The following is a 24,813-nucleotide window of genomic DNA, read 5'->3' as shown; positions in this document are numbered from 1 at the left end:
CATCGAGAGAAAATGACTAGGACTGTATAGGACTGTGTTTCAGGTTTCAATCTTATTTAAACTGTTCTGAGAAGCGGACATCTCCTTGGTAGAATCCACGAATATCGTTGATTCCGTAACGGAGCATAGCTACACGCTCTTGTCCAAGACCAAAGGCAAAACCAGAGTAAACAGTTGCATCAATACCACTCATCTCAAGGACACGTGGGTGAACCATACCGGCACCCATGATTTCGATCCAACCTGTTTTCTTACATACGTTACAGCCGTCTCCGCCACACTTGAAGCAGGAAACATCCACCTCAACAGATGGCTCTGTGAATGGGAAGTAAGATGGACGCAGACGGATCTGACGCTCTTCACCAAACATCTTTTGGACAATCAACTGAAGGGTTCCTTGAAGATCTGCCATGGAGATGTTTTTCCCAACAACCAATCCTTCGATTTGGTGGAACTGGTGACTGTGGGTCGCATCATCCGTATCACGACGGAACACACGCCCTGGTGAGATCATCTTCAAAGGACCTTTTGAAAAATCATGAGCGTCCATGGCACGCGCTTGAACTGGAGACGTGTGGGTACGGAGCAAGATTTCTTCTGTGATGTAGAAAGTATCCTGCATATCGCGAGCTGGATGATCTTTCGGAAGGTTCATACGTTCAAAGTTGTAGTAGTCTTGCTCCACTTCAAAACCATCCACGACTTGGTAACCCATACCGATGAAAATATCTTCGATTTCTTCACTGGTTTGTGTGAGAACGTGACGGTGACCAGTCGCTACCGGACGACCTGGAAGTGTCACATCGATACTCTCGCTAGCCAGTTGAGCTGCGACTTTCTTTTCTTCCAAGAGTTTCGCTGTTTCCTCAAAGGCTGCTGTCAAGACATCACGAGCTTCATTGACGTGTTTCCCGATGATTGGACGCATCTCAGCAGAAACATCTTTCATTCCTTTAAGAATCTCCGTAAGCGAACCTTTTTTACCAAGGACAGAGACACGCAATTCTTGCATCTCTTTTTCATTTTCAGCAGTAATCTGCTTCAAGCTAGCCAGCGTTTCTTCGCGAAGCGCTTTTAATTGTTCTTCAATAGTTGACATAATTCCTCCATCAGTCTCTCGTAGATAAAAAGAAAACCACATGCCAAAAACTCCACTCGGAGCGTTGACACGCGGTACCATCCGTTTTCATCTGACAAGTCAGACCTTCATTTCTAAATCCATGTGCAAGTGAATTCGCCCAGCTTTCATATAGAGAGCTTACAGTCACGGCTCTCCTCCCTGATATACTTCCCTTGAGTTACTAGTCTTGCGGATTCCTATTCAATTACTACTTAGTTTATCAGATTTTTAGTTAAAAAACAAGTTAGATTAGACTAATTTCAGTATAAAACTCGTTCCTTTTTCTGTTGTTCCATTTTCCACAAATCCAAGCGACTTGAAACACCTCCTAGAAGCATGATTGTAGGTGTAGATTTCCTTGACTCTCAATTCTTTCCATCCTTTTACTCGAGCCAATTCAATCAAAGTACTTAGAACCTTTTTTCCAAGTCCTCGATGTTGGTAAGCGGGATTCCCAATCACAATGGGAAGATTATCCTGAGATAGAGTAACATCCCCAATTGGAAACCATTCTCCCTTCTCCTTGACTTCAATCCAAAAAAGCTCACCATGCTGATCCAAATAGGAATACATAGCTTCCAAGGTCGCTGGACTGTAAGGACTCTTCACACCATCTACGAGGTAAACCAAGTTCACATCCTGATACCAAGCAAAAGCTTCCTCACAATGATTGACCTTATAATAAGGAACAAGACGCAGTGCATTATCTATTTGTAAAATCTGTTTCATCTGCTTTCCCTTTCAATAAAAGAGTTGCTGCTTGATTAAAACCATCACACCAGTTATACCATTTTGCTTCATACTCATCTTGAGCTAGGATACGGTCTTTTAAATCCAAAACAGAGTAAATCTTTCTTTCCTCGCAAGCTTGCGCATAGAGATGATATAGTTCATCGCCACTATCTCTATCCCACTCAGCAGAAATCATATTCCTACCCGCCAATAAAGCCTGATAAGCCCTGTGATGGCCATCTGTAATAAACAAGCAATCTCCGAACGCAAGAATACTGATTGGAGCAACATTGATTATTTCTGCCGACTGATAAAGTGTCTGGATGCCTTCTAGTTTCTTTTCTGATAAGTATAGTTGAGTCGGATGGAGATCTGTTATATTGACTCTCATTTCTTTCTCCTCAAGGGAATTTGATACTCACTTCTGCTTGCCTTTAAATCGCCATTGGAAGCGGAGCTTGTCATAGAAGGGAAATTCGATAAACAAGATTCCCAAACCCACACAGAGACTGGCAAGAACATCTGATGGGTAGTGAACTCCCAGATAGACTCTTGATGCCAGCACACTGACTAGGTAGAGGCCAAGGACGATTTGCACGATTTTTCTCCAGACTGGATTTTTCATCCGTTGACTGAGAATGACAATCAGAGTGCCTACCATCAAGGTTACAGCCAGAGAATGGCCACTTGGAAAAGAAAAACCCTTCTCCTCTACCAAGTGTAAGATAGCTGGCCGTGGGCGCTGGTAGATGTTTTTGAAGGTCACGATTAAAAGACCGGCTAAGGCTAGATTGCCCGCTATGAAGTAGCTTTCTATCTTCCACTGCTTACGATAAAAGATAAAGGCTGCGATGGTAACCCAGGTGATAATCACTGGGATATCAATCAAATGCGTAAGGGCACGGAACAGAACTGTCAAATAATCTGGCAAGTCCCCACGAATGACAGTCTGAATCGGTTGGTCAAAACCGACCAGCGTTTCAGGGTAAAACTTAACCATATAGCCAAGAAGGACGAAAAGTAAAAGGGCAAAACTGCCCTTCATTAAAAATGTTTGTTTATCTCTCATAATGTTTTAAGGTCGGTTTCAAAAGGACGTATAACAACCAGAATGAAACGGCAAAGATTACACCCTCAATCAAGTTAAAAGGTAATACCATGGTCATGAGGTAGTTGGAAAGTCCCAAAATTTTTCCAATATCAAAGTTAGCAAACTTAGCGTACAAAGGAACAGCATAGACATAGTTGAGAACCAACATAGCCGCAGTCAAGCCGACAGTTCCCGCTAGAGATGCCAGTAGGAAACGAAGGGTGCTGCGTTCCTTTTTCCAAATCAAGCCAAAAGCGATAACAAAAACTCCCAAGGCCACGATATTCATTGGCAAACCAATGTAAGTATTCACTCCCTGGCTATTCAGAAGTAACTTCAAGAGTGATCGCAGCAAGAGAATCCCTAGTGCAGCTGGCAAATCTATCACCACCAAGCCCACAAGGACTGGCAAAATACTAAACTCGATCTTGAGGAAGCTTGCCGCTGGCAAGAGCGGAAAGTCAAAGTACATCAGCACAAATGAAATGGCCGATAAAATCGCAATGGTCGAAAGTCGACGTGTGTTTGTCATAACAGGTTCCTCCAATTTTCTATAAAATCAGAAGAAGTTGGAAAGGATCCCTCTATCTATTCTCACTTTTTATATCCCAAAAGTTTCCCCTCACTCTTTTGAGCAAGCGGTTGCAATTTATCTATAAACTCATCAGAACAGACAAAGCTATTCTTTCGTCTTCTCCCATCCAGACTATACTGTCGGTTGTGGAATCACACCACATCAGCTTGCGCTCGCGGACTTCTTTAACTAAGATATCTTGGAGTAATCTAGGCGTCGCAGTCGAAGATAATACTTAAAGTATATCGAGACAAGACAAGGACGAGAAAGCCAAAATAGCTAGTTAAAGTCACCGCCGGTCGGGAATTTCACCCAGCCCTGAAGACCCTTTAATCATAACAAAAAACGCTTGCAAGTGCAAGCATTTTGTTTATTTCAATTTATCCGCTTCATAGGTGTGAACGAGCTCTAAACCAGCAAAATGTTGCTGACGAAGAGCCTCATAGACAATCATGCAGACCGTATTGGAAACATTGAGACTGCGGACATGTTCATCATTCATCGGGATACGGAGAGCTTTCTCAGGATGTTCTCTCATAAAGTCCTCAGGCAAGCCCTTGTCTTCACGTCCGAAGAGAAAATAATGGGCTTCGTCAGTCGATAAATCTGCCTCAGAGTACACCTTTTCCGCGAATTTCGAAATCAGATAGAGTTTACCCTTCATCTGAGACATAAAATCTTCCAAACTGTCATAAAAATGAATCTCTAACTTATCCCAGTAATCCAAACCAGCCCGCTTCATCTTGCGATCATCAATAGGAAATCCCATCGGTTTGATGATGTGGAGGGGAGAATTGGTCGCAGCGCAAGTACGCGCAATGTTACCTGTATTTTGTGGAATCTGAGGTTCAAATAATACAATGTGATTTGTCATGACGGGTTTCCTTTTATCATTGCAAAAAAATAGCCACACTGCCCGGAGTCAAGCTCAGCAAACAGCGTGGTTAAGGCATCGTTAACTTACCTCACAACAGGTTTGAAGTAAATCAGCGAAACTACTTCCTTAGTATAACACTTTCAGAATCATTGTCAATAGAAATGACTTGATTTTTTTACTTTTTTTGATAATATTTCCATACTTAGTCATTCTTTTTCTGAGAAAGGATATTAAATGAGCGAAATCATTTCATATAATAGACATTTCTATGAAAGGTGACCGATTTTATCTTTGAAAACTTAAAAAAAGCTTTTCTTATCCTCTGAAATGGCTTGGCAAGTGCATTTTTTGCGAAAAAAGGGTATGATAGTTACATCATGAAAAAGTAGGGTTTTTATATGAAAATTGTCCTTGTTGGTGGAGGGAAAGTCGGTTTCGCCCTCTGTCGTTCACTGGTTGCAGAAAAACACGACGTTGTCCTCATCGAACAAGATGAGGCTGTTCTCAATCATATTGTCAGTCGCTTTGATATCATGGGACTCCTTGGAAATGGAGCAGACTTTGCTATCTTAGAGCAAGCCGGCGTTCAAGAGTGTGATATCTTTATCGCTCTAACGGAACACGATGAGGTGAATATGATTTCAGCAGTACTTGCTAAAAAAATGGGCGCTAAAGAAACTATCGTTCGAGTGCGAAATCCTGAATACTCCAATACCTATTTCAAAGAGAAAAATATTCTTGGATTCTCACTTATCGTTAACCCAGAACTCCTAGCCGCCCGTGCTATCTCAAATATCATTGATTTTCCGAATGCACTCTCAGTTGAGCGGTTCTCAGGGGGAAGGGTCAACCTGATGGAGTTTGTTGTCAAAGATTCCAGTGGTCTCTGTCAAATGCCAATCTCAGATTTTCGTAAAAAATTTGGCAATATCATTGTCTGCGCTATGGAACGAGACCATCAACTTATGATTCCGAGCGGTGATATCACCATTCAGGATAGAGATAGAATTTTTGTTACTGGGAATCGTGTGGATATGATGCTTTTCCATAACTATTTCAAATCACGTACAGTGAAAAGCTTGCTCATCGTTGGTGCTGGAAAAATTGCTTATTACCTACTTGACATTTTAAAAGATAGCCGTATTGACACTAAAGTTATCGAGATTAATCCTGAGAGAGCTCGTCTCTTCAGTGAAAAATTTCCAAATCTCTATATCGTACAGGGAGATGGAACTGCCAAAGATATCTTGCTTGAGGAAAGTGCTCCCAACTATGATGCAGTTGCAACTTTGACTGGAGTTGATGAGGAAAACATCATTACCTCTATGTTCTTAGACCGTGTTGGTGTCCATAAGAATATCACCAAGGTGAATCGAACTAGCCTTTTAGAGATTATCCATGCACCTGATTTTTCAAGTATCATCACACCCAAAAGCATTGCAGTGGATACCATTATGCACTTTATCCGTGGTCGAGTAAACGCTCAATACTCAGACCTTCAAGCCATGCACCATCTAGCAAACGGTCAAATTGAAACTCTTCAATTCCAAATCAAGGAAGCTAATAAAATGACTGCCAAACCTCTTTCACATCTGAAATTGAAGAAAGGGGTTCTCATCGCAGCCATTATCCGAAAAGGAAAAACAATCTTCCCTACTGGAGAGGATAGACTTGAGGTAGGAGATCAGTTACTCGTGACGACCTTATTACCAAATATCACCAAGATTTATGATCTGATTGAGAGGTAAAAGATGAATAAAAGTATGATTCGTTACCTCCTCTCAAAACTTCTCTTGATTGAGGCGGTTCTCCTCCTAGTACCCGTTAGCGTAGCAACCTATTATCAAGAATCCAGCCAAGTATTTACAGCTCTCTTTACAACAATTGGAATTTTAATACTTCTTGGTAGCTTGGGAATTTTACGGAAACCCAAAAATCAGCGAATTTATACTAAGGAGGGAGTCTTAATCGTCGCCCTCTGTTGGATTCTATGGTCTTTCTTTGGAGCGCTTCCCTTTGTCTTTTCAGGACAGATCCCAAGTGTCATCGATGCCTTCTTTGAAATCAGTTCTGGTTTTACAACTACAGGAGCAACCATTCTGACAGATGTCTCCGTTCTCAGCCATTCCCTCCTCTTCTGGCGAAGTTTTACTCACTTGATTGGAGGGATGGGGGTACTCGTCTTCGCGCTTGCCATTATGGACAATGCCAAGAATGGTCACTTAGAGGTGATGAAGGCTGAGGTCCCTGGGCCTGTCTTCGGCAAGGTTGTATCCAAACTGAAAAATACCGCCCAGATCCTCTATCTGCTTTATTTAGGGCTCTTCTCACTTTTTGTAGTCATCTACTATCTAGCTGGCATGCCTCTATTTGATAGCTTTGTCATCGCTATGGGAACGGCAGGAACCGGAGGCTTCACCGTCTATAACGACGGAATTGCCCACTACGGCAGCTCACTCATCACCTATCTCGTCAGTATCGGAGTTCTGGTTTTTGGGGTCAACTTTAATCTCTACTACTACCTCATGCTCCGTCGGGTTAAGGCTTTCTTTGGAGATGAAGAACTTCGCACGTATGTAATCATTGTCCTAGTTTCTACCGGCTTGATTACTCTCAATACGCTCCACCTCTACCAAGGTGTCTCTAAGAGCTTTGAAATGGCCCTCTTTCAGGTTTCCAATATCATTACAACAACTGGTTTTGGTTATGGAGATATTACCAACTGGCCCCTCTCCTCCCAATTTATACTCCTCTTCCTCATGGGAATCGGTGGCTCTGCTGGATCAACCGCAGGTGGACTCAAAGTTATCAGAGGACTCATCCTTTCAAAAATTGCAAAAAATCAGATCTTGTCCATCTTATCTCCTCATCGCGTATTGACTCTACATGTCAATAAAACTGTGATTGATAAGGATACCCAGCACAAGGTCCTAAAATATTTTGTCATTTATGTGATGATTTTACTGTCACTTATCTTCATTGTCAGTCTAGATAACAATGATTTTCTAGTTGTTACCAGTGCTGTCTTCAGCTGTTTCAATAACATCGGACCTATTCTAGGTACAACTTCTAGTTTTGCTATCTTTAGCCCCATCTCTAAAATCCTTCTCTCATTTGCAATGATTGCAGGTCGTCTAGAGATTTATCCCATTTTGCTTCTCTTTATGAAACGTACCTGGTCCAAACGCTAATCACAATAAAGCTCCCCTTTTACAAGCTAGTGAAAGGGGAATTTTTCTATTAAAAATGAGAAGACCTTTCGGTCCTCTCTTAATCTGTTTATTTTTTAAGAGCTTCCTTGTAACGAGCAAGTTCTGCTTGATTGGCCCAAACATAGTGACCTGGACGAATTTCCACCATAGACGGCTTGTCTGTCTCATAGTCATGTTGGCTAGGATCATAGACTTTCAAGACCTTCTTACGTTCCAAGATTGGATCTGGAATCGGTACAGCAGATAGAAGTGCTTGAGTGTACGGATGAACAGGATTGTTAAACAACTCCTCTGTTTCCGCTACTTCAACGATAACACCCTTATAGATAACTGCGATACGATCTGAGATAAAGCGAACAACTGACAAGTCATGCGCGATAAAGAGATAGGTCAAGCCCAATTCTTTTTGAAACTTCTTGAGCAAGTTCAAGACTTGCGCACGAACAGACACGTCCAAGGCTGAAATCGGCTCATCCGCAATAACGAAATCAGGTTCCATCACAAGAGCACGAGCAATCCCAATACGTTGACGTTGACCACCAGAAAACTCGTGTGGGTAACGGGTCAAGTGCTCTTTTAAAAGACCGACTTCATGAATCATCTTTTGAACTTTTTCTTTTCGCTCTTCTTCGTCTTTGAACAAGTGGTAGTTGTAAAGACCTTCAGAGATGATATAGTCAACTGTCGCACGTTCATTTAAACTGGCTGCAGGGTCTTGGAAAATCATCTGGATACGGCGGATCAACTCTGAAGATTCCTTGTGAGATTTTTTCCCATTGATCTTATGACCGTCAAAGATGATTTCACCTTTACTAGTATTATTCAAACCAATAATGGCACGACCAATCGTCGTTTTCCCACTACCAGATTCACCAACAAGAGAAAAAGTTTCTCCCTTGTTGATAAAGAAGTTAGCGTTTTTAACGGCAACAAACTTCTTGCTTCCTTCACCGAAGGAAATTTCTAAATCTTTAATTTCTACTAATTTTTCAGACATTTCCTTCCTCCTAGTCTTCTAGATGAGCAAAGCCCATTTTATCACGAATTTTATCATGTAAATCTGCGATGATTTCTGGTTTTTCAACCTTAGGAGCATTCTCATGAAGCAACCAAGTCTTAGCCCAGTGAGTATCAGTGACTGAAAACTGAGGCGCTTTCTGTTCAAAGTCAATTTGCATCGCATAATCTGAACGAAGGGCAAAGGCATCACCTTTCAACTCAGTATAAAGAGATGGTGGTGTTCCTGGGATAGAGTACAATTCCCCTTTATCATCAGCGAGCTGTGGCAAGCTAGACAAGAGACTCCAAGTGTATGGATGACGTGGGTCGTAGAAGACTTCCTCAACCGTTCCATACTCTACAATTTCCCCAGCATACATAACTGCCACCTTATCCGCAATACTTGCTACCACACCAAGGTCATGGGTGATAAAGATAATGGTGAAGTGGTACTCATCTTGCAAAGTTTTAAGCAAATCAATGATTTGCGCTTGAATGGTTACATCAAGGGCCGTCGTTGGCTCGTCACAGATCAAAATATCTGGGCGACATGCAAGGGCAATCGCGATAACGATACGTTGACGCATCCCTCCAGAATATTGGAAAGGATACTCATCAAAACGTTTTTCAGCGTCTGGAATTCCGACCTTGTTCATATAGTCGATTGCCATTTCTTTGGCTTCCTTAGCTGTTTTCCCTTGGTGTTTAACGATAACTTCTGTGATTTGGCTACCGATTGTATTAATTGGATCCAAACTTGTCATTGGGTCTTGGAAGATGGTCGCAATTTTAGCACCGCGGATTTTCTCCCATTCTTTGTTCGAAGTCAAGGCTGTCAAGTCTTGTCCACGATAGTCAATACTTCCTTTGGCAATGCGTCCATTGTCTTCTAACATCCCTGTAAAGGTTTTTGTTAATACAGATTTACCAGAACCAGACTCACCTACCAAGGCAAGAACTTCTCCTTCAATCAGGTCCAGAGAAACTCCTCGGATAGCCGTCAGAACTTTGTCACGAACGTCAAATTCCACGACAATATCGCGAGCAGTCAAAATTACATTACTTTCTTTTGTCATGTCTACTCCTATCTATGTGTACGTGGATCACTAGCATCCGCTAGGTTTTGACCAACAACGAAGAGAGATAGGGATACCAAGATCAAGGTTGTCAACGGAATCCAGAACAAGTAAGCGTTGGTCGTAACGTTTTGTGAGTAATCTGAGATCAAACGTCCCAAACTTGGCACTGTTACAGGCAACCCCAATCCAAAGAAGGAGAGGAAAGCCTCATAAGAGATAAAGCTTGGCAACATCAAGGTCATTGTAGAAACAATAACAGATACCAATTGTGGCATGATATTTTTCACGATGATTTTAAAGGTTGGTGTTCCAAGTGTTTGAGAAGCAAGGTTGTATTCCAAGTCACGGTAACGCATGATTTGAATACGAATTGAATAAGCAATACCAATCCAAGTCGTCACACTCATAGCGAAGATCAAATTCCAGAAACCAGCACCAATTGAGTAAGTCAAGACGATAACAATCAAGAGAGATGGAATGTTTGAAATAATGTTATAAACTTCCATCATGACGCGGTCAACAGATTTTGAAATTCCCCAAATTCCACCAACAATAACCCCAATCACAAGGTTGATAAAAGTAGCAATTACAGAAATGAGGATAGAATTACGCGCACCAAACCAAACTCCATCAAACAAGGATTTACCATTGCTATCAGTACCAAACCAGTGTTCGGCATTGGGCTTAATAAAACGAGCGCTAAAGTCATTAACCTTACTTACATCGTTAAAGTCAAAGTCTGAAAACATCGGATAGATAAAACTCATCAAAATAATAGCTACCAATATTCCCAACATAATGACTGTTGATTTTTTCTTTAAAAACTGTCTAAATACAGAGCCCCAGTATGAATAGGCAGGAGCATCAATCGTTTCAGAGGCAAAATCATCACGTTTTACGAACTGAAATTTTTCTTTATCAATTGTTGACATTATTTGCCTCCTTTCTCTGTCAATTTAATACGTGGGTCAAGCATGGTCATCCAGATATCTCCTACAAAGAGTGAGAAGATAGAAATACATGTAAAGATGAAGACGAGACCAACTACCATTGAGTTATTTGATGCCTTAACAGAGTCAATCAACATTTTACCCATACCTGGGAAGGCGAAGACTGTTTCTGTCAATGTTGCACCACCAATAACCCCGATTACGGCACCTGGAATACCTGAAACCAAAGGAACCATGGCATTTTTAAAGACGTGTTTATTTGAGATTTCTTTTTCAGATAAACCTTTTGCACGAGCAAAACGGACAAAGTCTTGAGATTGCAAGTCAATCATGTAACGACGAATCCAGATTGCTGTACTTGGTGCTCCCAACAAACCTAGAATGACTGCTGGCAAGACATAGGAACGCCAATCTCCAGCCCCCAAGATAGGGAATGAGTCAGGCAGACCAATAGATGATCCAATCAAGCGAACGATATAAACCAAGGCAATCGTTGGAAGTGCAAGCAAGAAGGTTAGAGCACCTGTTGAGAAGCTGTCAATCCAAGTATTCTTGTGGCGAGCCATAGCAGATCCAAGAGGAATCGCAATAGCATAAGAAATAATCAAACCAATCAAACCAGCAACAGCTGAACTTGCAATCATAGATGGATATTGGTAGTTACTTTCTGTAGCTGTATATGGATCGTCCTTACCATAGTTAGCTATTTCACGCGCATCTGCTTGACTTGGAGATTTGTAGGTACGAGAGTAAATATCTACAGACGAAGTCTTTTTACCCGTAGGGAATTGAACTTCTGATGTCTTAGTTTGTCCTTGGCCTTGTGTGATAACTTGAAGCACTGGCGTGTTCGCATAAGTTGGGTAAGAGTCACCCAAGTTAATGTTCACAAAGTTTTGGTGTACAAATGGGAATTGATTGTTGAAATACAAAAGGTATTTATGTTTGGTACCTGAACCAACCAATGACCAACCGATAGCAGGGTCATTTTCAAAACGAAGATAACGTTCCAAGTTCGGATTTTCAGGATCTTGAATCTTGTTTGTATGATCAATATCCAGTAAGTTCGCATAGAATTTGAAAACACGTTCAAAAATCGGAATTTCACGCGTAGCATAGAACTGACCACTCTCTGAAAAGACACCTAACGTCCAACCATTACCGAGTTGGTTGATGTATTTTTCGTAGATTGCCTTATTGGTATCATTGGCATCTACTGTCACAGATGAGTCCATTGTGCTAGCTTTTTCTTGCAACTCCTTGGTATCGTAATACTCAATATAGCCCATACGTTCATAAACGGTATTCTCATAATTATCCCGCTTATCTGGAGTCGTTGCAATCTTGTTGTAGTTGGTATCCTGCTTGAAAATCAGTTTCCGAGGAACCATCGTATAGATAATCGTGTAGGTCAAGGTTGTCACCAAGAAAATAGACAACAATGAACGCAATACACGCATAAAAATATATTTCTTCATATCGTTTCCTTTTAAAATCCCAAAAGAACCTTCTCCTCATGGAGAGAAAGTTCTCTTGAGAGTTATTTATTTAACGTGATTAGCCAATTCTTTTTGAACTTTTTCGTTTGATTCTTTTTTCTCTTTGAGCCATTTCTCACGAGCTTGTTCGTAATCAGCTTTTGTTACAACCTTGTCTTGTAACTGAATATACTTGAAGTATACATCTGAGCCTTTATCTCCAGATTGACTATATGATGCTGAGAATGGTACCACACGAGAAATGAATGGTGCAGCACCAGTTGATGACATAGCTGGCAAGAAGAGTGAGCTATCTGTCAACCAAGCTTGAGCAGCCGCGTATTTTTCATAACGAACATTCAAATCGCTTGTTTCTTTAGCAGCTTCATCAACTAGCTTATCGTATTCTTTCAAACCAACTTGAGCCGCTGCAGCGTTATCTGCGCCTTCGTAACCCATGTATGTTTTTGTTTGTTCAGCATTCGTTGTTTTTAAGATATCAAGGTAAGTTGATGGATCTTCGTAGTCTGGACTCCATGCAACTGCTCCTGAGAGATCCCAATCTTCTGCCGCAGCGCTTGCTGCATAGTAGGTGATATTGTTCAACTCATCTTTAGAAACTTGTTGGATATCAATCACTACATTATCTTCACCAAGTACTTTTTCAACTGATTGTTTAAAGGATTGAATACGAGCGATATAGCTCTTAGCAGTTTGGTCTACTGGAATATCCAAGTGGATAGGGAATTTCGCACCTTCTGCTTCCAATGCAGTTTTGGCTTTCGCAAATTCAGCTTTGGCTTTGTCGGAGTTGAAGAGTCCATCTTGACCATCAGCAAAGTTTACGTTCTTCCACTCATCACCATAAGCAGCCATCTTATCAGTTACCAAGTCACCGAAAGTTTTTTCACCTGCAGAGACAAACCCTGGTTTCACAAAGAGATTGCGAACTGCAAGGGGGCCCCCTTCCTTACCATTGATTTGTGCTGAGTAAGAAGTACGGTCAAAGGCAAAGTTCAAGGCCTGACGGAAGTCTTTGTTAAGAAGGGCTTTCTTAGTAGAAGTCTTCTCTTCATCAGTTGTCTTAGAAGTATATTTGTAACCTTGACGGTCAATATTCACACCCAAACCAGCAATACCTGGCCCTGATGGAGTGTAGAAGATGTTATCCTTATAGCTTTCTGCTACTTTAGAATAGTTTGAACTTGTTGGGTAAAGGCGAGCATAGCTATAGGCTCCACTTGTAAAGTTACGTTCAATGGACTCTTGGTCTGAGCCATCATAGAAAGCAAGGGTAACTTTATCAAGATGAACATTATCTTTGTCCCAGTAGTTTTCATTCTTAGCGAATTCGATAGAAGATTTAGTAGTCAAACCTTTTAGCAAGAACGGTCCATTATAAAGCAATGACGTAGGATCTGTTGCTTTGGCAAAATCTGATCCTTTTGATTTTTCAAAATCTTCGTTCAATGGCCAGAAGATTGAGTAAGCCATCTTAGAGTTCCAGTATGGTTCTGGCTGATTCAAAGTATACTCAAGAGTATAATCATCAACTGCCTTCACACCTACTGAAGAAAAGTCTTTTGTATTACCTGCCAAATAATCAGACAAACCTTTAACAGAAGTTTCTGCTAGGTAAAGTGCTTCTGATTTTTTATCAGCTGCGTGTTTCAAACCATTTACGAAATCTTTAGCCGTAACTTCAGCATATTCTTCTCCATCAGATGTCATCCATTTGACACCTTTACGAATCTTGTAGGTATAAGTCAAACCATCTTTTGAAACTGACCAGTCTTCTGCAACTGCAGGAGTCAGATTCCCATATTTGTCATTTGTGAAGAGACCATCGATACCATTTGAAGTGGCAACCTTAGTACTTTGTTTCCCTGAAATGAGGTAATCCAATGTTTCTGGGTCAGCTGAATAGACATAACCATAATTTTTTGGCGCTGTTGAATCAGATGATTTTGAAGAACCGCAAGCAGCTAGTACACCAGTCGCTAATAAGGCAACCCCTGCTGTAACAAATACTCTACTTTTTTTCATGTATGTAACTCCTCTTAAAAAATTTAGGCTTATTGCCAATTATACCATAGATTTCTCAAAAAGTAAACGAATTTTCAGAATATTTAGGCGTGTAACCACAAAAAACTTTCATTTATCAAATTTCTTTATTCTTTGTTTGCTATCTATCAAGTCATAAGGCAAACTTAATGCCCATAAAGCCTGATTTTCAGGTTTTCTCTCCCCATTTTTCTATCCAATCAGAAAGGGCAATCTTCTAAATTGGATTTTCGATTAAGAAACTATTGACGGGAAATGATTTTCAAGGTATAATAATAAACGTTGAGGCGGTATAGCCAAGTGGTAAGGCACGGCTCTGCAAAAGCTTGATCGTCGGTTCAAATCCGTCTACCGCCTTTCAGTACCTGAATTAACAGGAATAACAAAAAAGCCCGTAAAATCGGGCTTTTTTGTTATTCCAAATAGATAGGGATAACTGTATCTACCATATAGATTTACAAAAAGCAGCGACTCAAGTCACTGCTTTATTCTGTTTCTTCTTCAGTCTCTATTTCAGTGATTTGGACTTTTACCTTGGTAACACGTCCGTTTTTCACCTTGTCATTGGTTAGGATGATTTGTTTGTTTTGGCTGACCAATTCATAACTGAGTTTTTCAGTCGTTGGAATCATTCCCACACCCGTCAAATAATAACCGGCGATGGTATCAACATCATCACTTTCCAGTTCTACATCAAAGTAGTCATTAAAATCATTAAGATTCATGGTACCTTGAACGATATAGGTATCTTCTCCTATTTGATGGACTTCAATTTCAGCCTTGTCAGTCTCATCATCAATCTCACCAACAATTTCTTCTAAGAGGTCCTCCAGAGTTACCAAACCAGCCATTCCACCATATTCATCTAGTAAGATGGCCATTTGATTTTGGGTATTTCGAAGTTCTTTAAGAAGATCGTCCACAAAGATAGTCTCAGGAACAAACAGTGGCGTTTGGAGAATTCGTTTCCAGACAATATTGTCAAAGCCATCCACAAAAGCAGCATTCAACAAGCGCTTGGTGTGAATCAAACCAATCACATTATCCTTATCCCCATCATAAACAGGGATACGTGAGAAATTTTGCTTTAAAATACTCTCGATAATCGTTTGACTGTCATCCTGAATATCCACCATAAAGGCATCTGTCCGAGGAACCATGACTTCTCTCGCCATCAGCTCATCTAGAGAGAAAATCCCTTGTAACATCTCGATTTCGTCTGCATCCAAAGTTTCCTCACTTTTGGTCAACATGTACTCAATTTCATCTCGAGTCATTTTTTCATCCGCATCATCAAAGGTCATTGGCGTTAAACGACTCAAGAGATTAGTTGAAGCAGATAACAACCAGACAAAGGGACTGACAATCTTTCCAAGACCAATAATAATTGGTGCTGTTCGAATTGCCAAAGCATCTTTTAGATTAAGGGCAATCCGTTTAGGATAGAGTTCACCAAAAACAATAGAGATGTAGGTCAAGATTGCCAAAGAGAGAAAACTTGCAATGGCGTAAGCCGTCTCTCCGCTTCCCATCCAAGATGCGATCACTTGTCCAAGGGTATCCGCCAATTTGGCCCCTGACAAGATGGTAATCAAGGTGATACCAACTTGAATCGTTGATAAAAAGTGGTTAGGATTTTCAAGTACCTTTAACAAACGGATGTAACGTTTGTCTCCCTCTTCTGCCTTTTGTTCTACTCGGGAACGGTTTAGTGACACCATTGCCATCTCAGTGGCTGAGAAAAAAGCATTTAACAAGGTCAAGATAAATAATAATACAAACTGTAGCAACAAATGCTGACTGCTCGGGTCTTCCATAGTCCTTCTCCTAAAATAGTATCTTGTGTTTCATTATATCATAAAATTCTTCAGGATTCACATTATTTTTCATTTAAACTACAACTCCCCTGCCTCTAGAAGACAAAGGAACTGTTTTATTGTATCTATTGTTTCTGATCTGTCACCGTTACTTGACCTGTTCGGTAATCAAGCTGGATTCCCTTTTGAACATTGGGGATTAGCACGTTGAACTCCAATTCACCATCCGAAGATTTGGCTTCAATTTGTGAAGCGGATGGAACTAGATCTTCATTTGTCGCATAGTGGAGTGTCACGCGGTAACGGACCCTCTTATTTTGGTCCAAGGCTTTTCTGACCAAACTCTCATAGTAGTTCTGACCTGTCGAATCCTCAGCCTGCGCTTGGTTAGCCCAAGCTGTCTGGACTGCAATGTTCTTGGGATTGCTAGTAGAGGCATCAAAACCATCCAAACCACCTATCAAGGCATAGCCCAGCAGGTGTCCTCTATCAACTGCATGTGTGTAAGCCCCCTTTAGATTCTTGACCTGATGCCATCCTGGTGGCGTCCAAGAGGTGGAGCCGTTGCCTGTTTCTTCACGATTCTTATACTGCCGAGTCGCTTTGGATAAGATGACATTGGCAACAGTCGGGACTGTTTCTTTTCCAACTATCTTTGTTTTATTATCCGCATAGGGTTTGCTAGAAACTTTGGCATCTAGATTGGTTTTATTGCCATTGACAATGAAGGCTCCTGCTCCATTCCACTCGAGATCCCCCTTGATTTGGTTCTTAATTGACTCAGTTAAGACACTTTCAGCCAGCTCCTGACTGGGAGCTTCTGAAGCTTGCTTTTTCTGACTAACCTTAGTTCGAGGGCTATTTGATGCCGACTGCATCTGCTTGATATAATAGCTTCCAGCAGCCAAGAGTAAGAATAGAAGTAACCCTATCAAAGTCTGTCTTGTTTTTTTGTCCATTTTTCTCCTTATTTCTTTAGAAAAAGACTGGTCTCCCAGTCTAATTTCCTGTAAATTTGCTAATCAATTCCTGCCACTTTGCCGGAGACAATATTGCCCATGGATCCTGTCCCTTTCCTAGGATGCCATAGCCAACCATCAAGCCGATTCCTAAAGCAAGGAAACCTAGCAAGAGTACGATAAAAATCAACAGTAGGCGACGGAGTACATAGCGTAAGTTTTTATTCTTCATCATTTGCCTCAATTCGCTGAATCTTCGCTCCTAACTGAGCTAACTTCTCATGGAAGCGGTAATAACCTCTATCAAGGTGGACTAGTTTACCGACAACTGTTTCTCCTTGCGCCACCAAACCTGTCAAAATCAAAGCAGCACTAGCGCGAAGGTCCGTTGATAGAACTTCTGCCCCTTGTAAAGCCTGCCCCCCTACAATACGAGCTGTGTCACGGATAATCTCTGAATGCAAGCCCATACGGCGCATTTCTTCCAAGTGTTGGAAGCGATTCTCAAACACCGTTTCCACCATGGTGGATTCCCCTTTTGCGACTGTCATCAGAGCTGTAAATTGTGCCTGCATATCTGTTGGAAATCCTGGATGTGGCAAGGTTTTTACATGAACAGCCTTGAGATTTTCAAGTCGAGAACGAACACGAATACCTTCAGATTCCTCTGTCACTTCAACACCCATCTCAAGTAGTTTTGAAATCAAGGGACGATTATGCTCCCATACTGCATCACGAACGAGAACATCCCCACCTGTCATAGCTGCAGCCACCATAAAGGTTCCGGCTTCGATACGGTCCTGTACCACATTGTGGGTCGTACCATGGAGTTCCTCAACACCAATCACGGTGATTGTTTCTGTGCCAGCTCCCTTGACCTTGGCTCCCATTTCATTAAGGAAGATAGCGAGATCAACAATTTCTGGCTCACGCGCAGCATTTTCAATCACTGTCACACCATCAGCTAGAGTTGCTGCCATCATGAGGTTTTGTGTTGCGCCGACACTAGGGAAATCCATGTAGATATGAGCGCCATGCAAGTGGTCTGCCTTGGCTTCGATGTAACCAGCTGCCTGAGTGATTTTAGCCCCCATAGCTTCCAAACCTTTGAGGTGGAGGTCGATCGGACGACTCCCGATGGTGCACCCCCCTGGCATAGAAACTTTGGCATGGCCTACACGAGCAAGGATTGGTCCCAAGACAACGATGGATGCTCGCATCTTGCTGACATATTTATAAGGAGCTTCCTCCGTGATATCACCAGTCGCATCGACCTCGACAATATGAGCTTCCTCATCAAAGTCCACCTTGGCATTCAGACCACGAACTACTTGATTCATGGTGAACACATCTGACAAGATAGGAACGTTCTGCAAGACTGTCTTACCCTTGCTTGCTAGAATAGTCGCTGCCAACAAGGGCAAGACTGCATTCTTTGCTCCCTCGATCGTCACACTCCCGACCAGACGATTATCCCCGCCTTGAACCACAATTTTTTCCATAGTTGTTTCCTTTACTTTTGATTTTATAATAGTCCTCTAAGCGCTTCTTGCCACAGTTGGTATAAACTGATAAAGAATGAACTCAAGATGTAGCCCATTACAATACTACAGAAACCTACCAACAAACGAACTTTTTTTGTGTTAGTAGAGGTCACTTTTAAAACCTTTTCCCATCTCACAAGATCTTTCAAAAGGTAAAAACTCAAATAAATAAAGAGTATATGACTACTTAGAGTGAATAATAATTGAACCATTTGACTATTATACCATCTTATCCGCTTGCGCGCTAGTTTTCTATTTTTCTACAAATTAGGGATTGTTTTTAAGGTAATCAATCGCATCCTGCAGGGTCTTAACAGGAACGATTTTCATCTCTGTTTTGATCATTTTAGCAGCTTCTAAAGCTGTTTCATAGTTGCTTTTCGCATTGGGGTCTGCTTTTTTTGCTTCTTCGGTGACTGGATTGTCAGGAGCAAAAAAGACGTTGGCTCCCTGACGAGAGGCTGCAACCACTTTTTTGTCAATTCCACCGATGTCGCCAACATTTCCATCGCGATCAATGGTTCCCGTTCCCGCAACGATGCGACCATTACGAAGTCCTGGATCTGCTATCTGGGTGTAGATAGCTAGACTAAACATGAGACCTGCACTGGGGCCACCGATACCAGCTGTTGAAAAGCGAATGGGAACGTCACTGGTCACTTCCGTACGGTCAATCAAGCCAATCCCAATCCCGTTTTTTCCGTTTTCGAGAGTGATAATTTTACCTTCAGCAGTCTTAACTCTTCCGTCTTCTTCATAGGTTACCTTGACCGTGTCCCCTAATTGTTGAGAGTTGACATAGTCGACCAAGTCTTTTGAACTGTCAAATGTTTTGTCATTAACAGCCGTCACGGTATCTGCGATGTTCAGAATGCCCTTAAAAGTTGAATTGTCCGTCACGGTCAAGACATAAACTCCCAGGTACTTGAGTTCGATATCCTTACCAGCCGTCTTCAATCCTTGATACTTGGCCATGTTTTGAGAAGTTTGCATGTAGAACTGATTGATCCGCATAAACTCCGCATCCGTAGAGCCACCCGTAGTCTCCTTGGCACTTCTAATATCCGTGAAAGGCGTTAACCAAGCATAGACAAGATGCGACAGGGTTGCGTGTCGAATCCCAACTGTCACAAACTGGTAAGCTCCTGCTTCCGTATCCTCTGTTTCATTGACTTTCAAAACTCGACGAATATCTTCCGCTCCACCTGGAACTTCTATGTAGTAAGGTAAAGGTACTACAAAGGCTAAAAAAGTCAATACTAGTGCTAGGATGACATATAAGGGCCATCTAGTTTTTTTCTTCATGTTCTAATTCCTCCACAACACTGTTTGGGACATATTGCTGAATCTCCTGACCAAACTTCAGAAGTTCTCTCATGGCTGACGAGCTGATATAGAGATGCTCTGGACGACTATGTAGGTAGACAGTCTCGATCTCTGGAGCCAGTTGATGATTGTAGTAGTCAAAACTAGCTTCATATTGCAAGTCGGTGCCATTTCGCAAGCCACGGACAAGCGTCTTAGCACCCAATCTTCTTGCAACATCGACGACTAGTTGGTCATGAGAAGCCAGCACCTCTACATTATCTAAATGCGCCACCGCTTTTTCGACTGCCCGTTTGCGGTTTTCAACAGGGAGAAAGCCTTGTTTGTGGGGATTGTAGAAAACCCCGACATAGAGCTTATCAAAAAGTTTGCTGGCACGTTCAATGATATCCAGATGTCCATTTGTCATCGGATCAAATGAACCTGTAAATAATCCAATTTTATCTGACATAGACTGTCACCTTACTAATTCCATAAATTTTTTCCTTCCAGATGCCTAAGCAGGTGATTTCTTCTGGAAGTTCTACAGACTTATCGGTTTCACAGACAACCATGATCTCTTCGGAGAAAAGGTTTCTTTCTGCCATTTTTTCGATATCTGCAACGATTTGTTCCTTGGCATAGGGAGGGTCTAAAAAGACCAGGTCAAAGGGACCTTTCACTTGCTCCAAGGCCCGTTCAGCCTCCATCTTTAAGAGCTGAAATTTGGAAACTTCCTTGGTCATTTGGATATTTTCAGCGATGATAGCTTGTGCCTTTCGATCCCGTTCCACTAAGACAGCATGGGACATCCCACGCGAGACTGCCTCAATAGATAAGCCGCCACTGCCAGCATAGAGATCCAATACACGACCACCATCAAAATAGGGACCTATCATGTTAAAGATAGCTCCACGCACCTTATCCGATGTCGGCCTCGTCGTCTTTCCTTCTAGCGTCTTGAGAGGACGCCCTCCGTAGATTCCTGATACGATTTTCATACCGTTTATTATACCAAATTATAGGCAAAAAAAGAAAGAAAACCGAACCTTGCGGTTCGATTCTCTACAAGATATTTTCGTAAGTATCGCGGACTTCTTGAGGCCAAACACTAGTCTGAACTTCTCCAATGTGTTTCTTGCGAAGTAAGAACATGGCCATCCGAGACTGTCCGATGCCCCCACCGATTGTCAGTGGGAAAAGACCGTTAAGCAGGGCTTTATGCCATTCCAGCTCAAGCCGATCTTCGTCTCCTGTAAGAGCCACCTGGCGACGAAGTGTATCCTCATCTACCCGAATCCCCATTGAGGAAAGTTCAAAGGCACAACCAAGAGATTCGTTCCAAACTAGAATATCGCCATTCAACCCTTTGTAGCCATTTTCAGACTCTGTTGTCCAGTCATCGTAGTCAGGCGCACGTCCGTCATGCGGTTTCCCGTCAGGCAATTCGCCACCAATACCAATCAAGAAGACCGCACCAAACTCTTTACAGATTGCATTTTCACGCTCTTTCGGTGTCAAATCTGGATAGCGTTCCACCAACTCTTCTGTATGGATAAAGGTAATTTGTTTTGGCAAGATGGATTCAATATCGTAGCGCGCTTCTACGGCTAGCTCTGTCAGACGAATAGCCTTGTAAATCTTCTCAACGGTTTCTTTGAGATAAGCGATATTGCGTTGACCATTTGGAATCACTTTTTCCCAGTCCCACTGGTCCACATAAACTGAGTGAGTCGCATCAAGCGAATCTTCATCTGGACGAAGGGCCTTCATATGAACAAATAGACCTTCACCTTCTCCAAAACCAAAGCGAGCCAAGGTGTGGCGCTTCCATTTGGCTAGTGAGTGAACGACTTCATAAGTTTCATCTGGAATCTGCAAGACCTTTACGGATACTGGATGTTCGACACCGGACAGGTTATCCTGCATCCCATCACCAACCTTGCTCAAGATAGGGCCTTGAACTTCAACAACTTCTAACTTATCTTTCAAATACTGGGTAAAGGTGTTTTTGACAAAGGAAATCTCTTCTTGCTGATGGATAAAACTTTTCTTCATAAACGGCTCCTCAAAAATTAGTTAAAAGCATTATACACCTATTTCCAAGAAAAGAAAAGAGTAAATAAGAAAAAGTCAGAGCTCTTTCGAACACTGACTCTGTCATTCATTAATCGTTTCGACCAAAGATTCGTAAGATGCTAAGGAAGAGGTTGATAAAGTCTAGGTAGATGCTGAGTGCCATTGAGATGATCCAACCTGTCGCTACTTGTCCTCGTGACTGCTCATAAACATAGCGAATCTTTTGGTTGTCCCAAGCAATCAAACCTGAGAAAACCAAGACCATGGCAATACTAATCATGTAGTCAAAGAAACTATTGGCTAAAAATAGATTGACAACCATAGCAATGATGAGACCAACAAGCGCCGCCATCAAAGCTCGACCCATGCCACTCAAATCTTTCTTGCTGAAAATTCCGATCACCGCCATGACAAAAAAGAGAAGGGCACTGGATATAAAGGCTGATAAGACGGTCCCAGGTGTATAAAAGGCTACGACAAAACTGAGCGTAAATCCATTTAAAACAGAATAAACTAAAAATACTGGGAGAGCTGCTGGGCTGTTCTTCGTAGCCATGCTACTTGCAACAAAGACTAGAGCAAGTTCTGCAAAAGTTGCAATCATCAACCAAAGACGACCATGCATTAAAAAGTAAATCAACTGGGACTGAAAAACTGTCAACATCAAAGCTGACACGAGAGCTGAAAGACCAATCCCAAGTCCTACAAAGGCATAAACCTTAGCGTAAAATTGATTGAGACCTGAACGTTCTTGAATAATCGTTTGATTCATTCTGATTCTCCTTTTTCTATAAATATGTCTTGATTATAACAAAGATTTTATAAATTAGCTAAAATAAAACATCAATATACCTGCTGCAACTGCCACGTTGAGACTTTCTGCTCGACCTTTCATGCCAATATGAACCAGCTGATCAGCACTCTCAGCCATGACAGAACTAATCCCCTGTCCTTCATTTCCCATGACTAAAGCAAAGTTTTCTATGGGAGAAAGCTCATGATAATCCTTGGAATCTTTAGATAAGGTCGTTGCCAGAATGGGCAAGTTGCTCTTCTTTGCCTCTTCTACAAAGGAAGCAAGAGACATCCGATAGATGGGCAAGTGAAAATGACTTCCTTGCATGGAACGCAGGGTCTTGAGACTGTAGATATCTGCTGACTTATCAGAAACAATAACCCCTGTAAAACCTGCCGCATCCGCAGTTCGAATCATGGTGCCAACATTACCAGGATCTTGGACATCTTCTAAAAACAGAAACTTACCCTGACGGAAATCAGGCAGTCCTACTTCCTCTTTTTGAATCACCGCAACAATCCCTTGAGGGGTTTGCGTATCTGCTAAATCTAGCAAAACTTCTTCAGACACCCAAACCGTTTGCGGAAAAGCGGCTAGCTGATCTCGGTAACTTTCTAAGGCAAAAATCTTCTCAATCGTCACTCCTGCTTGAACAGCTTCTTCAAACAAGTGCCAGCCTTCAATCAAATAGGTAGACTTTCGATATTTTTTTTGATGCAATTTCTTGGCATTTTTTACCACAGAATTGGCTTTTGAGGTTATAATAGTCATAGAAGTATTATAACACAATCAAAGGGGTTTGGTATGCAAAAGGTTAGAATGATTGTCCAAGGTAGGGTGCAGGGTGTTGGTTTTCGCTGGGGCGTTTATACTTTAGCGCTTGAAATTGGTGGCATCACCGGTCGTGTCTGGAATAATGACGATGGCACAGTGGAAATTCTCGCTCAGGCAGACTCTTCTGCCACCATGGCAAAATTTATACAAGAAATCCGAAAAGGTCCGACACCCTTTTCAAAAGTTACCTATCTAGATGTACAAATGAGCAACTTTTCATCCTATCCAGACTTCAAAGTCGCAAATTAGGTCTCTAGAACTATTGTATATTTTACAAAAAAACAGTAGAATAGAAAGGTATAATTTTTAAAGAAGGAATGAAAACATTGAAATCTATTAAACGTTTTGCCCTCTCTGCTATTGGAGTGGCTATGCTACTCGTCTTGACAGGCTGTGTCCAAGTAGACAAAGCAACAGGACAACCTACTGGTTTTATCTGGAACACTATCGGATCGCCTATGGCAGAGGCTATCAAATACTTCGCTACTGATAAAGGTCTAGGCTTTGGTGTGGCTATCATTATCGTAACCATTATCGTACGTTTGATTATTTTGCCACTTGGTATCTACCAATCATGGAAGGCAACGCTTCACTCTGAAAAGATGAATGCTCTCAAACATGTGCTCGAACCACATCAAACACGCCTTAAAGAGGCAACAACTCAGGAAGAAAAACTAGAAGCACAACAGGCTCTCTTTGCTGCACAAAAAGAAAACGGCATCAGCATGTTCGGTGGTGTAGGATGCTTCCCTATCCTCATTCAGATGCCTTTCTTCTCTGCTATCTACTTTGCAGCCCAGTATACTGATGGAGTATCTAGCTCTACCTTCTTGGGTATCAGTCTCGGTTCTCCAAGTATGATCCTTGTCGCCTTCGCTGGTATCCTCTACTATCTCCAATCACTCCTTTCACTTCACGGAGTAGAAGACGAGATGCAAAGAGATCAACTCAAGAAAATGATTTACATGAGCCCACTCATGATTGTCGTCTTCTCCCTCTTCGCACCAGCCAGTGTGACACTTTACTGGGTTGTCGGTGGTTTCATGATGATTCTCCAACAGTTCATCGTTAACTATGTTGTTCGTCCAAAACTTCGTCAAAAAGTACGTGAAGAATTTGCCAAAAATCCACCAAAAGCAAGTTCAGCATCAACTACAGGCGGGCGAAAAGATATCACTCTTAACCAAGTAACTGCAATTACGACTACTAAGAAACATAAAAAACGTAATGCTGGTAAACAACATTCTAGAAAATAAAGTAACGGCTTAGCTGAAAGGCTAGGCCTTTTTTGCATCACAAAAGCC

26 protein-coding genes, 1 tRNA gene and 1 riboswitch are annotated in these 24,813 nt (G+C 41.7%); of the genes, 5 read left to right on the top strand and 22 right to left on the bottom strand.

Features of this window, described 5'->3' with window-relative positions:
* Window positions 1-52: 52 nt before the first annotated feature.
* The 6 genes from pheS to HMPREF9189_RS02615 form a co-directional block, all read right to left on the bottom strand.
* Window positions 53-1,099, bottom strand: coding sequence for a phenylalanine--tRNA ligase subunit alpha (gene pheS / locus HMPREF9189_RS02640; protein ID WP_000103744.1), 1,047 nt, complete (start codon window positions 1,097-1,099; stop codon window positions 53-55).
* Between the two features lie 270 nt (window positions 1,100-1,369).
* Window positions 1,370-1,819 (bottom strand): GNAT family N-acetyltransferase, encoded by a 450-nt coding sequence (locus HMPREF9189_RS02635; RefSeq protein ID WP_025168488.1) that lies wholly within the window; start codon window positions 1,817-1,819, stop codon window positions 1,370-1,372.
* Between the two features lie 4 nt (window positions 1,820-1,823).
* Window positions 1,824-2,243: a hypothetical protein gene (locus HMPREF9189_RS02630; RefSeq protein WP_001265614.1), complete on the bottom strand. Its 420-nt coding sequence runs from the start codon at window positions 2,241-2,243 to the stop codon at window positions 1,824-1,826.
* Window positions 2,244-2,270: 27 nt separating this feature from the next.
* Entirely contained in the window at window positions 2,271-2,921 is a 651-nt protein-coding gene (locus HMPREF9189_RS02625) for a phosphatase PAP2 family protein (RefSeq protein ID WP_009755220.1), read from the bottom strand.
* Window positions 2,911-3,474: an ECF transporter S component gene (locus HMPREF9189_RS02620; RefSeq protein ID WP_000185819.1), complete on the bottom strand. Its 564-nt coding sequence runs from the start codon at window positions 3,472-3,474 to the stop codon at window positions 2,911-2,913. Before HMPREF9189_RS02620 ends, HMPREF9189_RS02625 begins: the two co-directional genes overlap by 11 nt.
* 153 nt (window positions 3,475-3,627) lie before the next feature.
* Window positions 3,628-3,846, bottom strand: a riboswitch (FMN riboswitch).
* Window positions 3,847-3,886: 40 nt separating this feature from the next.
* Window positions 3,887-4,390, bottom strand: a complete 504-nt coding sequence (locus tag HMPREF9189_RS02615; RefSeq protein ID WP_000181362.1) for a tRNA (cytidine(34)-2'-O)-methyltransferase — start codon at window positions 4,388-4,390, stop codon at window positions 3,887-3,889.
* Between the two features lie 401 nt (window positions 4,391-4,791).
* On the opposite strand from HMPREF9189_RS02615, the gene trkA reads away from it, so the two are divergent.
* Entirely contained in the window at window positions 4,792-6,141 is a 1,350-nt protein-coding gene (trkA, locus tag HMPREF9189_RS02610) for a Trk system potassium transporter TrkA (protein ID WP_000706805.1), read from the top strand.
* A 3-nt stretch (window positions 6,142-6,144) separates the two neighbouring features.
* Complete coding sequence (locus tag HMPREF9189_RS02605; protein WP_001043437.1) at window positions 6,145-7,584, top strand: TrkH family potassium uptake protein; 1,440 nt, start codon at window positions 6,145-6,147, stop codon at window positions 7,582-7,584.
* Between the two features lie 88 nt (window positions 7,585-7,672).
* Here the strand turns inward: HMPREF9189_RS02605 and HMPREF9189_RS02600 are convergent, their stop codons facing one another.
* The 5 genes from HMPREF9189_RS02600 to HMPREF9189_RS02580 all read right to left on the bottom strand — a co-directional run bounded on the left by HMPREF9189_RS02600 (window position 7,673) and on the right by HMPREF9189_RS02580 (window position 14,157).
* Window positions 7,673-8,602, bottom strand: a complete 930-nt coding sequence (locus HMPREF9189_RS02600) for an ATP-binding cassette domain-containing protein (protein ID WP_001291313.1) — start codon at window positions 8,600-8,602, stop codon at window positions 7,673-7,675.
* 10 nt (window positions 8,603-8,612) lie between these two features.
* Window positions 8,613-9,680: an ABC transporter ATP-binding protein gene (locus HMPREF9189_RS02595; protein WP_000159798.1), complete on the bottom strand. Its 1,068-nt coding sequence runs from the start codon at window positions 9,678-9,680 to the stop codon at window positions 8,613-8,615.
* Window positions 9,681-9,688: 8 nt separating this feature from the next.
* On the bottom strand, window positions 9,689-10,615 hold the full coding sequence (gene oppC / locus HMPREF9189_RS02590; protein WP_000103693.1) for an oligopeptide ABC transporter permease OppC: 927 nt from the start codon (window positions 10,613-10,615) through the stop codon (window positions 9,689-9,691).
* Window positions 10,615-12,111, bottom strand: a complete 1,497-nt coding sequence (locus HMPREF9189_RS02585) for an ABC transporter permease (protein ID WP_000759886.1) — start codon at window positions 12,109-12,111, stop codon at window positions 10,615-10,617. Before HMPREF9189_RS02585 ends, oppC begins: the two co-directional genes overlap by 1 nt.
* Window positions 12,112-12,177: 66 nt before the next feature.
* On the bottom strand, window positions 12,178-14,157 hold the full coding sequence (locus tag HMPREF9189_RS02580) for a peptide ABC transporter substrate-binding protein (protein ID WP_000749718.1): 1,980 nt from the start codon (window positions 14,155-14,157) through the stop codon (window positions 12,178-12,180).
* Between the two features lie 304 nt (window positions 14,158-14,461).
* On the opposite strand from HMPREF9189_RS02580, the gene HMPREF9189_RS02575 reads away from it, so the two are divergent.
* Window positions 14,462-14,532: transfer RNA gene (locus tag HMPREF9189_RS02575), tRNA-Cys, on the top strand.
* Window positions 14,533-14,660: 128 nt separating this feature from the next.
* Here HMPREF9189_RS02575 and HMPREF9189_RS02570 read toward each other — a convergent pair.
* The 11 genes from HMPREF9189_RS02570 to HMPREF9189_RS02525 all read right to left on the bottom strand — a co-directional run bounded on the left by HMPREF9189_RS02570 (window position 14,661) and on the right by HMPREF9189_RS02525 (window position 23,446).
* Window positions 14,661-15,992 carry a hemolysin family protein gene (locus HMPREF9189_RS02570; RefSeq protein ID WP_000390007.1) on the bottom strand — a complete coding sequence of 444 codons (1,332 nt, stop codon included), beginning with the start codon at window positions 15,990-15,992 and terminating at the stop codon, window positions 14,661-14,663.
* Between the two features lie 125 nt (window positions 15,993-16,117).
* Window positions 16,118-16,951, bottom strand: a complete 834-nt coding sequence (locus tag HMPREF9189_RS02565; RefSeq protein ID WP_000359012.1) for a DNA/RNA non-specific endonuclease — start codon at window positions 16,949-16,951, stop codon at window positions 16,118-16,120.
* A 40-nt stretch (window positions 16,952-16,991) separates the two neighbouring features.
* Window positions 16,992-17,186 carry a DNA-directed RNA polymerase subunit beta gene (locus HMPREF9189_RS02560; protein ID WP_000977280.1) on the bottom strand — a complete coding sequence of 65 codons (195 nt, stop codon included), beginning with the start codon at window positions 17,184-17,186 and terminating at the stop codon, window positions 16,992-16,994.
* Window positions 17,173-18,453, bottom strand: coding sequence for a UDP-N-acetylglucosamine 1-carboxyvinyltransferase (gene murA / locus HMPREF9189_RS02555; RefSeq protein WP_000411911.1), 1,281 nt, complete (start codon window positions 18,451-18,453; stop codon window positions 17,173-17,175). The genes HMPREF9189_RS02560 and murA overlap by 14 nt, the downstream gene beginning before the upstream one ends.
* A gap of 23 nt (window positions 18,454-18,476) precedes the next feature.
* Window positions 18,477-18,707, bottom strand: coding sequence for a DUF1146 family protein (locus tag HMPREF9189_RS11890; RefSeq protein ID WP_009755219.1), 231 nt, complete (start codon window positions 18,705-18,707; stop codon window positions 18,477-18,479).
* A gap of 55 nt (window positions 18,708-18,762) precedes the next feature.
* Window positions 18,763-19,800: a SepM family pheromone-processing serine protease gene (locus tag HMPREF9189_RS02550; protein ID WP_000730774.1), complete on the bottom strand. Its 1,038-nt coding sequence runs from the start codon at window positions 19,798-19,800 to the stop codon at window positions 18,763-18,765.
* A complete protein-coding gene (coaD, locus tag HMPREF9189_RS02545) occupies window positions 19,784-20,272 on the bottom strand; it encodes a pantetheine-phosphate adenylyltransferase (RefSeq protein ID WP_001280713.1) in 489 nt (162 codons plus the stop codon). The genes HMPREF9189_RS02550 and coaD overlap by 17 nt, the downstream gene beginning before the upstream one ends.
* Entirely contained in the window at window positions 20,262-20,801 is a 540-nt protein-coding gene (gene rsmD, locus HMPREF9189_RS02540) for a 16S rRNA (guanine(966)-N(2))-methyltransferase RsmD (protein WP_000706936.1), read from the bottom strand. The genes coaD and rsmD overlap by 11 nt, the downstream gene beginning before the upstream one ends.
* Window positions 20,802-20,865: 64 nt before the next feature.
* Window positions 20,866-21,858 carry an aspartate--ammonia ligase gene (asnA, locus tag HMPREF9189_RS02535; RefSeq protein ID WP_000747987.1) on the bottom strand — a complete coding sequence of 331 codons (993 nt, stop codon included), beginning with the start codon at window positions 21,856-21,858 and terminating at the stop codon, window positions 20,866-20,868.
* 109 nt (window positions 21,859-21,967) lie between these two features.
* Window positions 21,968-22,651 (bottom strand): Bax inhibitor-1/YccA family protein, encoded by a 684-nt coding sequence (locus HMPREF9189_RS02530; RefSeq protein ID WP_001076866.1) that lies wholly within the window; start codon window positions 22,649-22,651, stop codon window positions 21,968-21,970.
* 54 nt (window positions 22,652-22,705) lie between these two features.
* Complete coding sequence (locus tag HMPREF9189_RS02525; protein WP_000152697.1) at window positions 22,706-23,446, bottom strand: RNA methyltransferase; 741 nt, start codon at window positions 23,444-23,446, stop codon at window positions 22,706-22,708.
* A 33-nt stretch (window positions 23,447-23,479) separates the two neighbouring features.
* On the opposite strand from HMPREF9189_RS02525, the gene HMPREF9189_RS02520 reads away from it, so the two are divergent.
* Together HMPREF9189_RS02520 and yidC are read left to right on the top strand one after the other, a co-directional pair.
* Window positions 23,480-23,758, top strand: coding sequence for an acylphosphatase (locus HMPREF9189_RS02520; RefSeq protein WP_001174622.1), 279 nt, complete (start codon window positions 23,480-23,482; stop codon window positions 23,756-23,758).
* Between the two features lie 77 nt (window positions 23,759-23,835).
* Window positions 23,836-24,765 (top strand): membrane protein insertase YidC, encoded by a 930-nt coding sequence (gene yidC, locus HMPREF9189_RS02515; protein ID WP_025168487.1) that lies wholly within the window; start codon window positions 23,836-23,838, stop codon window positions 24,763-24,765.
* Window positions 24,766-24,813 lie beyond the last annotated feature (48 nt).

It is taken from the genome of Streptococcus sp. oral taxon 071 str. 73H25AP, from assembly GCF_000146755.1.
GTDB classification, from domain to species: Bacteria; Bacillota; Bacilli; order Lactobacillales; family Streptococcaceae; genus Streptococcus; species Streptococcus oralis_T.
The sequence above is the reverse complement of the archived record's forward strand: the minus strand, read 5'-3'. Positions and strand labels throughout refer to the sequence as shown.

What these genes read in the sequence shown, in the direction of transcription:
- pheS (WP_000103744.1), bottom strand. Translation starts at nt 1,099, where the DNA reads ATGTCAACTATTGAAGAACAATTAAAAGCGCTTCGCGAAGAAACGCTG.
- HMPREF9189_RS02630 (WP_001265614.1), bottom strand. Translation starts at nt 2,243, where the DNA reads ATGAGAGTCAATATAACAGATCTCCATCCGACTCAACTATACTTATCA.
- HMPREF9189_RS02625 (WP_009755220.1), bottom strand. Translation starts at nt 2,921, where the DNA reads ATGAGAGATAAACAAACATTTTTAATGAAGGGCAGTTTTGCCCTTTTA.
- HMPREF9189_RS02620 (WP_000185819.1), bottom strand. Translation starts at nt 3,474, where the DNA reads ATGACAAACACACGTCGACTTTCGACCATTGCGATTTTATCGGCCATT.
- HMPREF9189_RS02615 (WP_000181362.1), bottom strand. Translation starts at nt 4,390, where the DNA reads ATGACAAATCACATTGTATTATTTGAACCTCAGATTCCACAAAATACA.
- trkA (WP_000706805.1), top strand. Translation starts at nt 4,792, where the DNA reads ATGAAAATTGTCCTTGTTGGTGGAGGGAAAGTCGGTTTCGCCCTCTGT.
- HMPREF9189_RS02605 (WP_001043437.1), top strand. Translation starts at nt 6,145, where the DNA reads ATGAATAAAAGTATGATTCGTTACCTCCTCTCAAAACTTCTCTTGATT.
- HMPREF9189_RS02600 (WP_001291313.1), bottom strand. Translation starts at nt 8,602, where the DNA reads ATGTCTGAAAAATTAGTAGAAATTAAAGATTTAGAAATTTCCTTCGGT.
- HMPREF9189_RS02595 (WP_000159798.1), bottom strand. Translation starts at nt 9,680, where the DNA reads ATGACAAAAGAAAGTAATGTAATTTTGACTGCTCGCGATATTGTCGTG.
- oppC (WP_000103693.1), bottom strand. Translation starts at nt 10,615, where the DNA reads ATGTCAACAATTGATAAAGAAAAATTTCAGTTCGTAAAACGTGATGAT.
- HMPREF9189_RS02585 (WP_000759886.1), bottom strand. Translation starts at nt 12,111, where the DNA reads ATGAAGAAATATATTTTTATGCGTGTATTGCGTTCATTGTTGTCTATT.
- HMPREF9189_RS02580 (WP_000749718.1), bottom strand. Translation starts at nt 14,157, where the DNA reads ATGAAAAAAAGTAGAGTATTTGTTACAGCAGGGGTTGCCTTATTAGCG.
- HMPREF9189_RS02570 (WP_000390007.1), bottom strand. Translation starts at nt 15,992, where the DNA reads ATGGAAGACCCGAGCAGTCAGCATTTGTTGCTACAGTTTGTATTATTA.
- HMPREF9189_RS02565 (WP_000359012.1), bottom strand. Translation starts at nt 16,951, where the DNA reads ATGGACAAAAAAACAAGACAGACTTTGATAGGGTTACTTCTATTCTTA.
- HMPREF9189_RS02560 (WP_000977280.1), bottom strand. Translation starts at nt 17,186, where the DNA reads ATGATGAAGAATAAAAACTTACGCTATGTACTCCGTCGCCTACTGTTG.
- murA (WP_000411911.1), bottom strand. Translation starts at nt 18,453, where the DNA reads ATGGAAAAAATTGTGGTTCAAGGCGGGGATAATCGTCTGGTCGGGAGT.
- HMPREF9189_RS11890 (WP_009755219.1), bottom strand. Translation starts at nt 18,707, where the DNA reads ATGGTTCAATTATTATTCACTCTAAGTAGTCATATACTCTTTATTTAT.
- HMPREF9189_RS02550 (WP_000730774.1), bottom strand. Translation starts at nt 19,800, where the DNA reads ATGAAGAAAAAAACTAGATGGCCCTTATATGTCATCCTAGCACTAGTA.
- coaD (WP_001280713.1), bottom strand. Translation starts at nt 20,272, where the DNA reads ATGTCAGATAAAATTGGATTATTTACAGGTTCATTTGATCCGATGACA.
- rsmD (WP_000706936.1), bottom strand. Translation starts at nt 20,801, where the DNA reads ATGAAAATCGTATCAGGAATCTACGGAGGGCGTCCTCTCAAGACGCTA.
- asnA (WP_000747987.1), bottom strand. Translation starts at nt 21,858, where the DNA reads ATGAAGAAAAGTTTTATCCATCAGCAAGAAGAGATTTCCTTTGTCAAA.
- HMPREF9189_RS02530 (WP_001076866.1), bottom strand. Translation starts at nt 22,651, where the DNA reads ATGAATCAAACGATTATTCAAGAACGTTCAGGTCTCAATCAATTTTAC.
- HMPREF9189_RS02525 (WP_000152697.1), bottom strand. Translation starts at nt 23,446, where the DNA reads ATGACTATTATAACCTCAAAAGCCAATTCTGTGGTAAAAAATGCCAAG.
- HMPREF9189_RS02520 (WP_001174622.1), top strand. Translation starts at nt 23,480, where the DNA reads ATGCAAAAGGTTAGAATGATTGTCCAAGGTAGGGTGCAGGGTGTTGGT.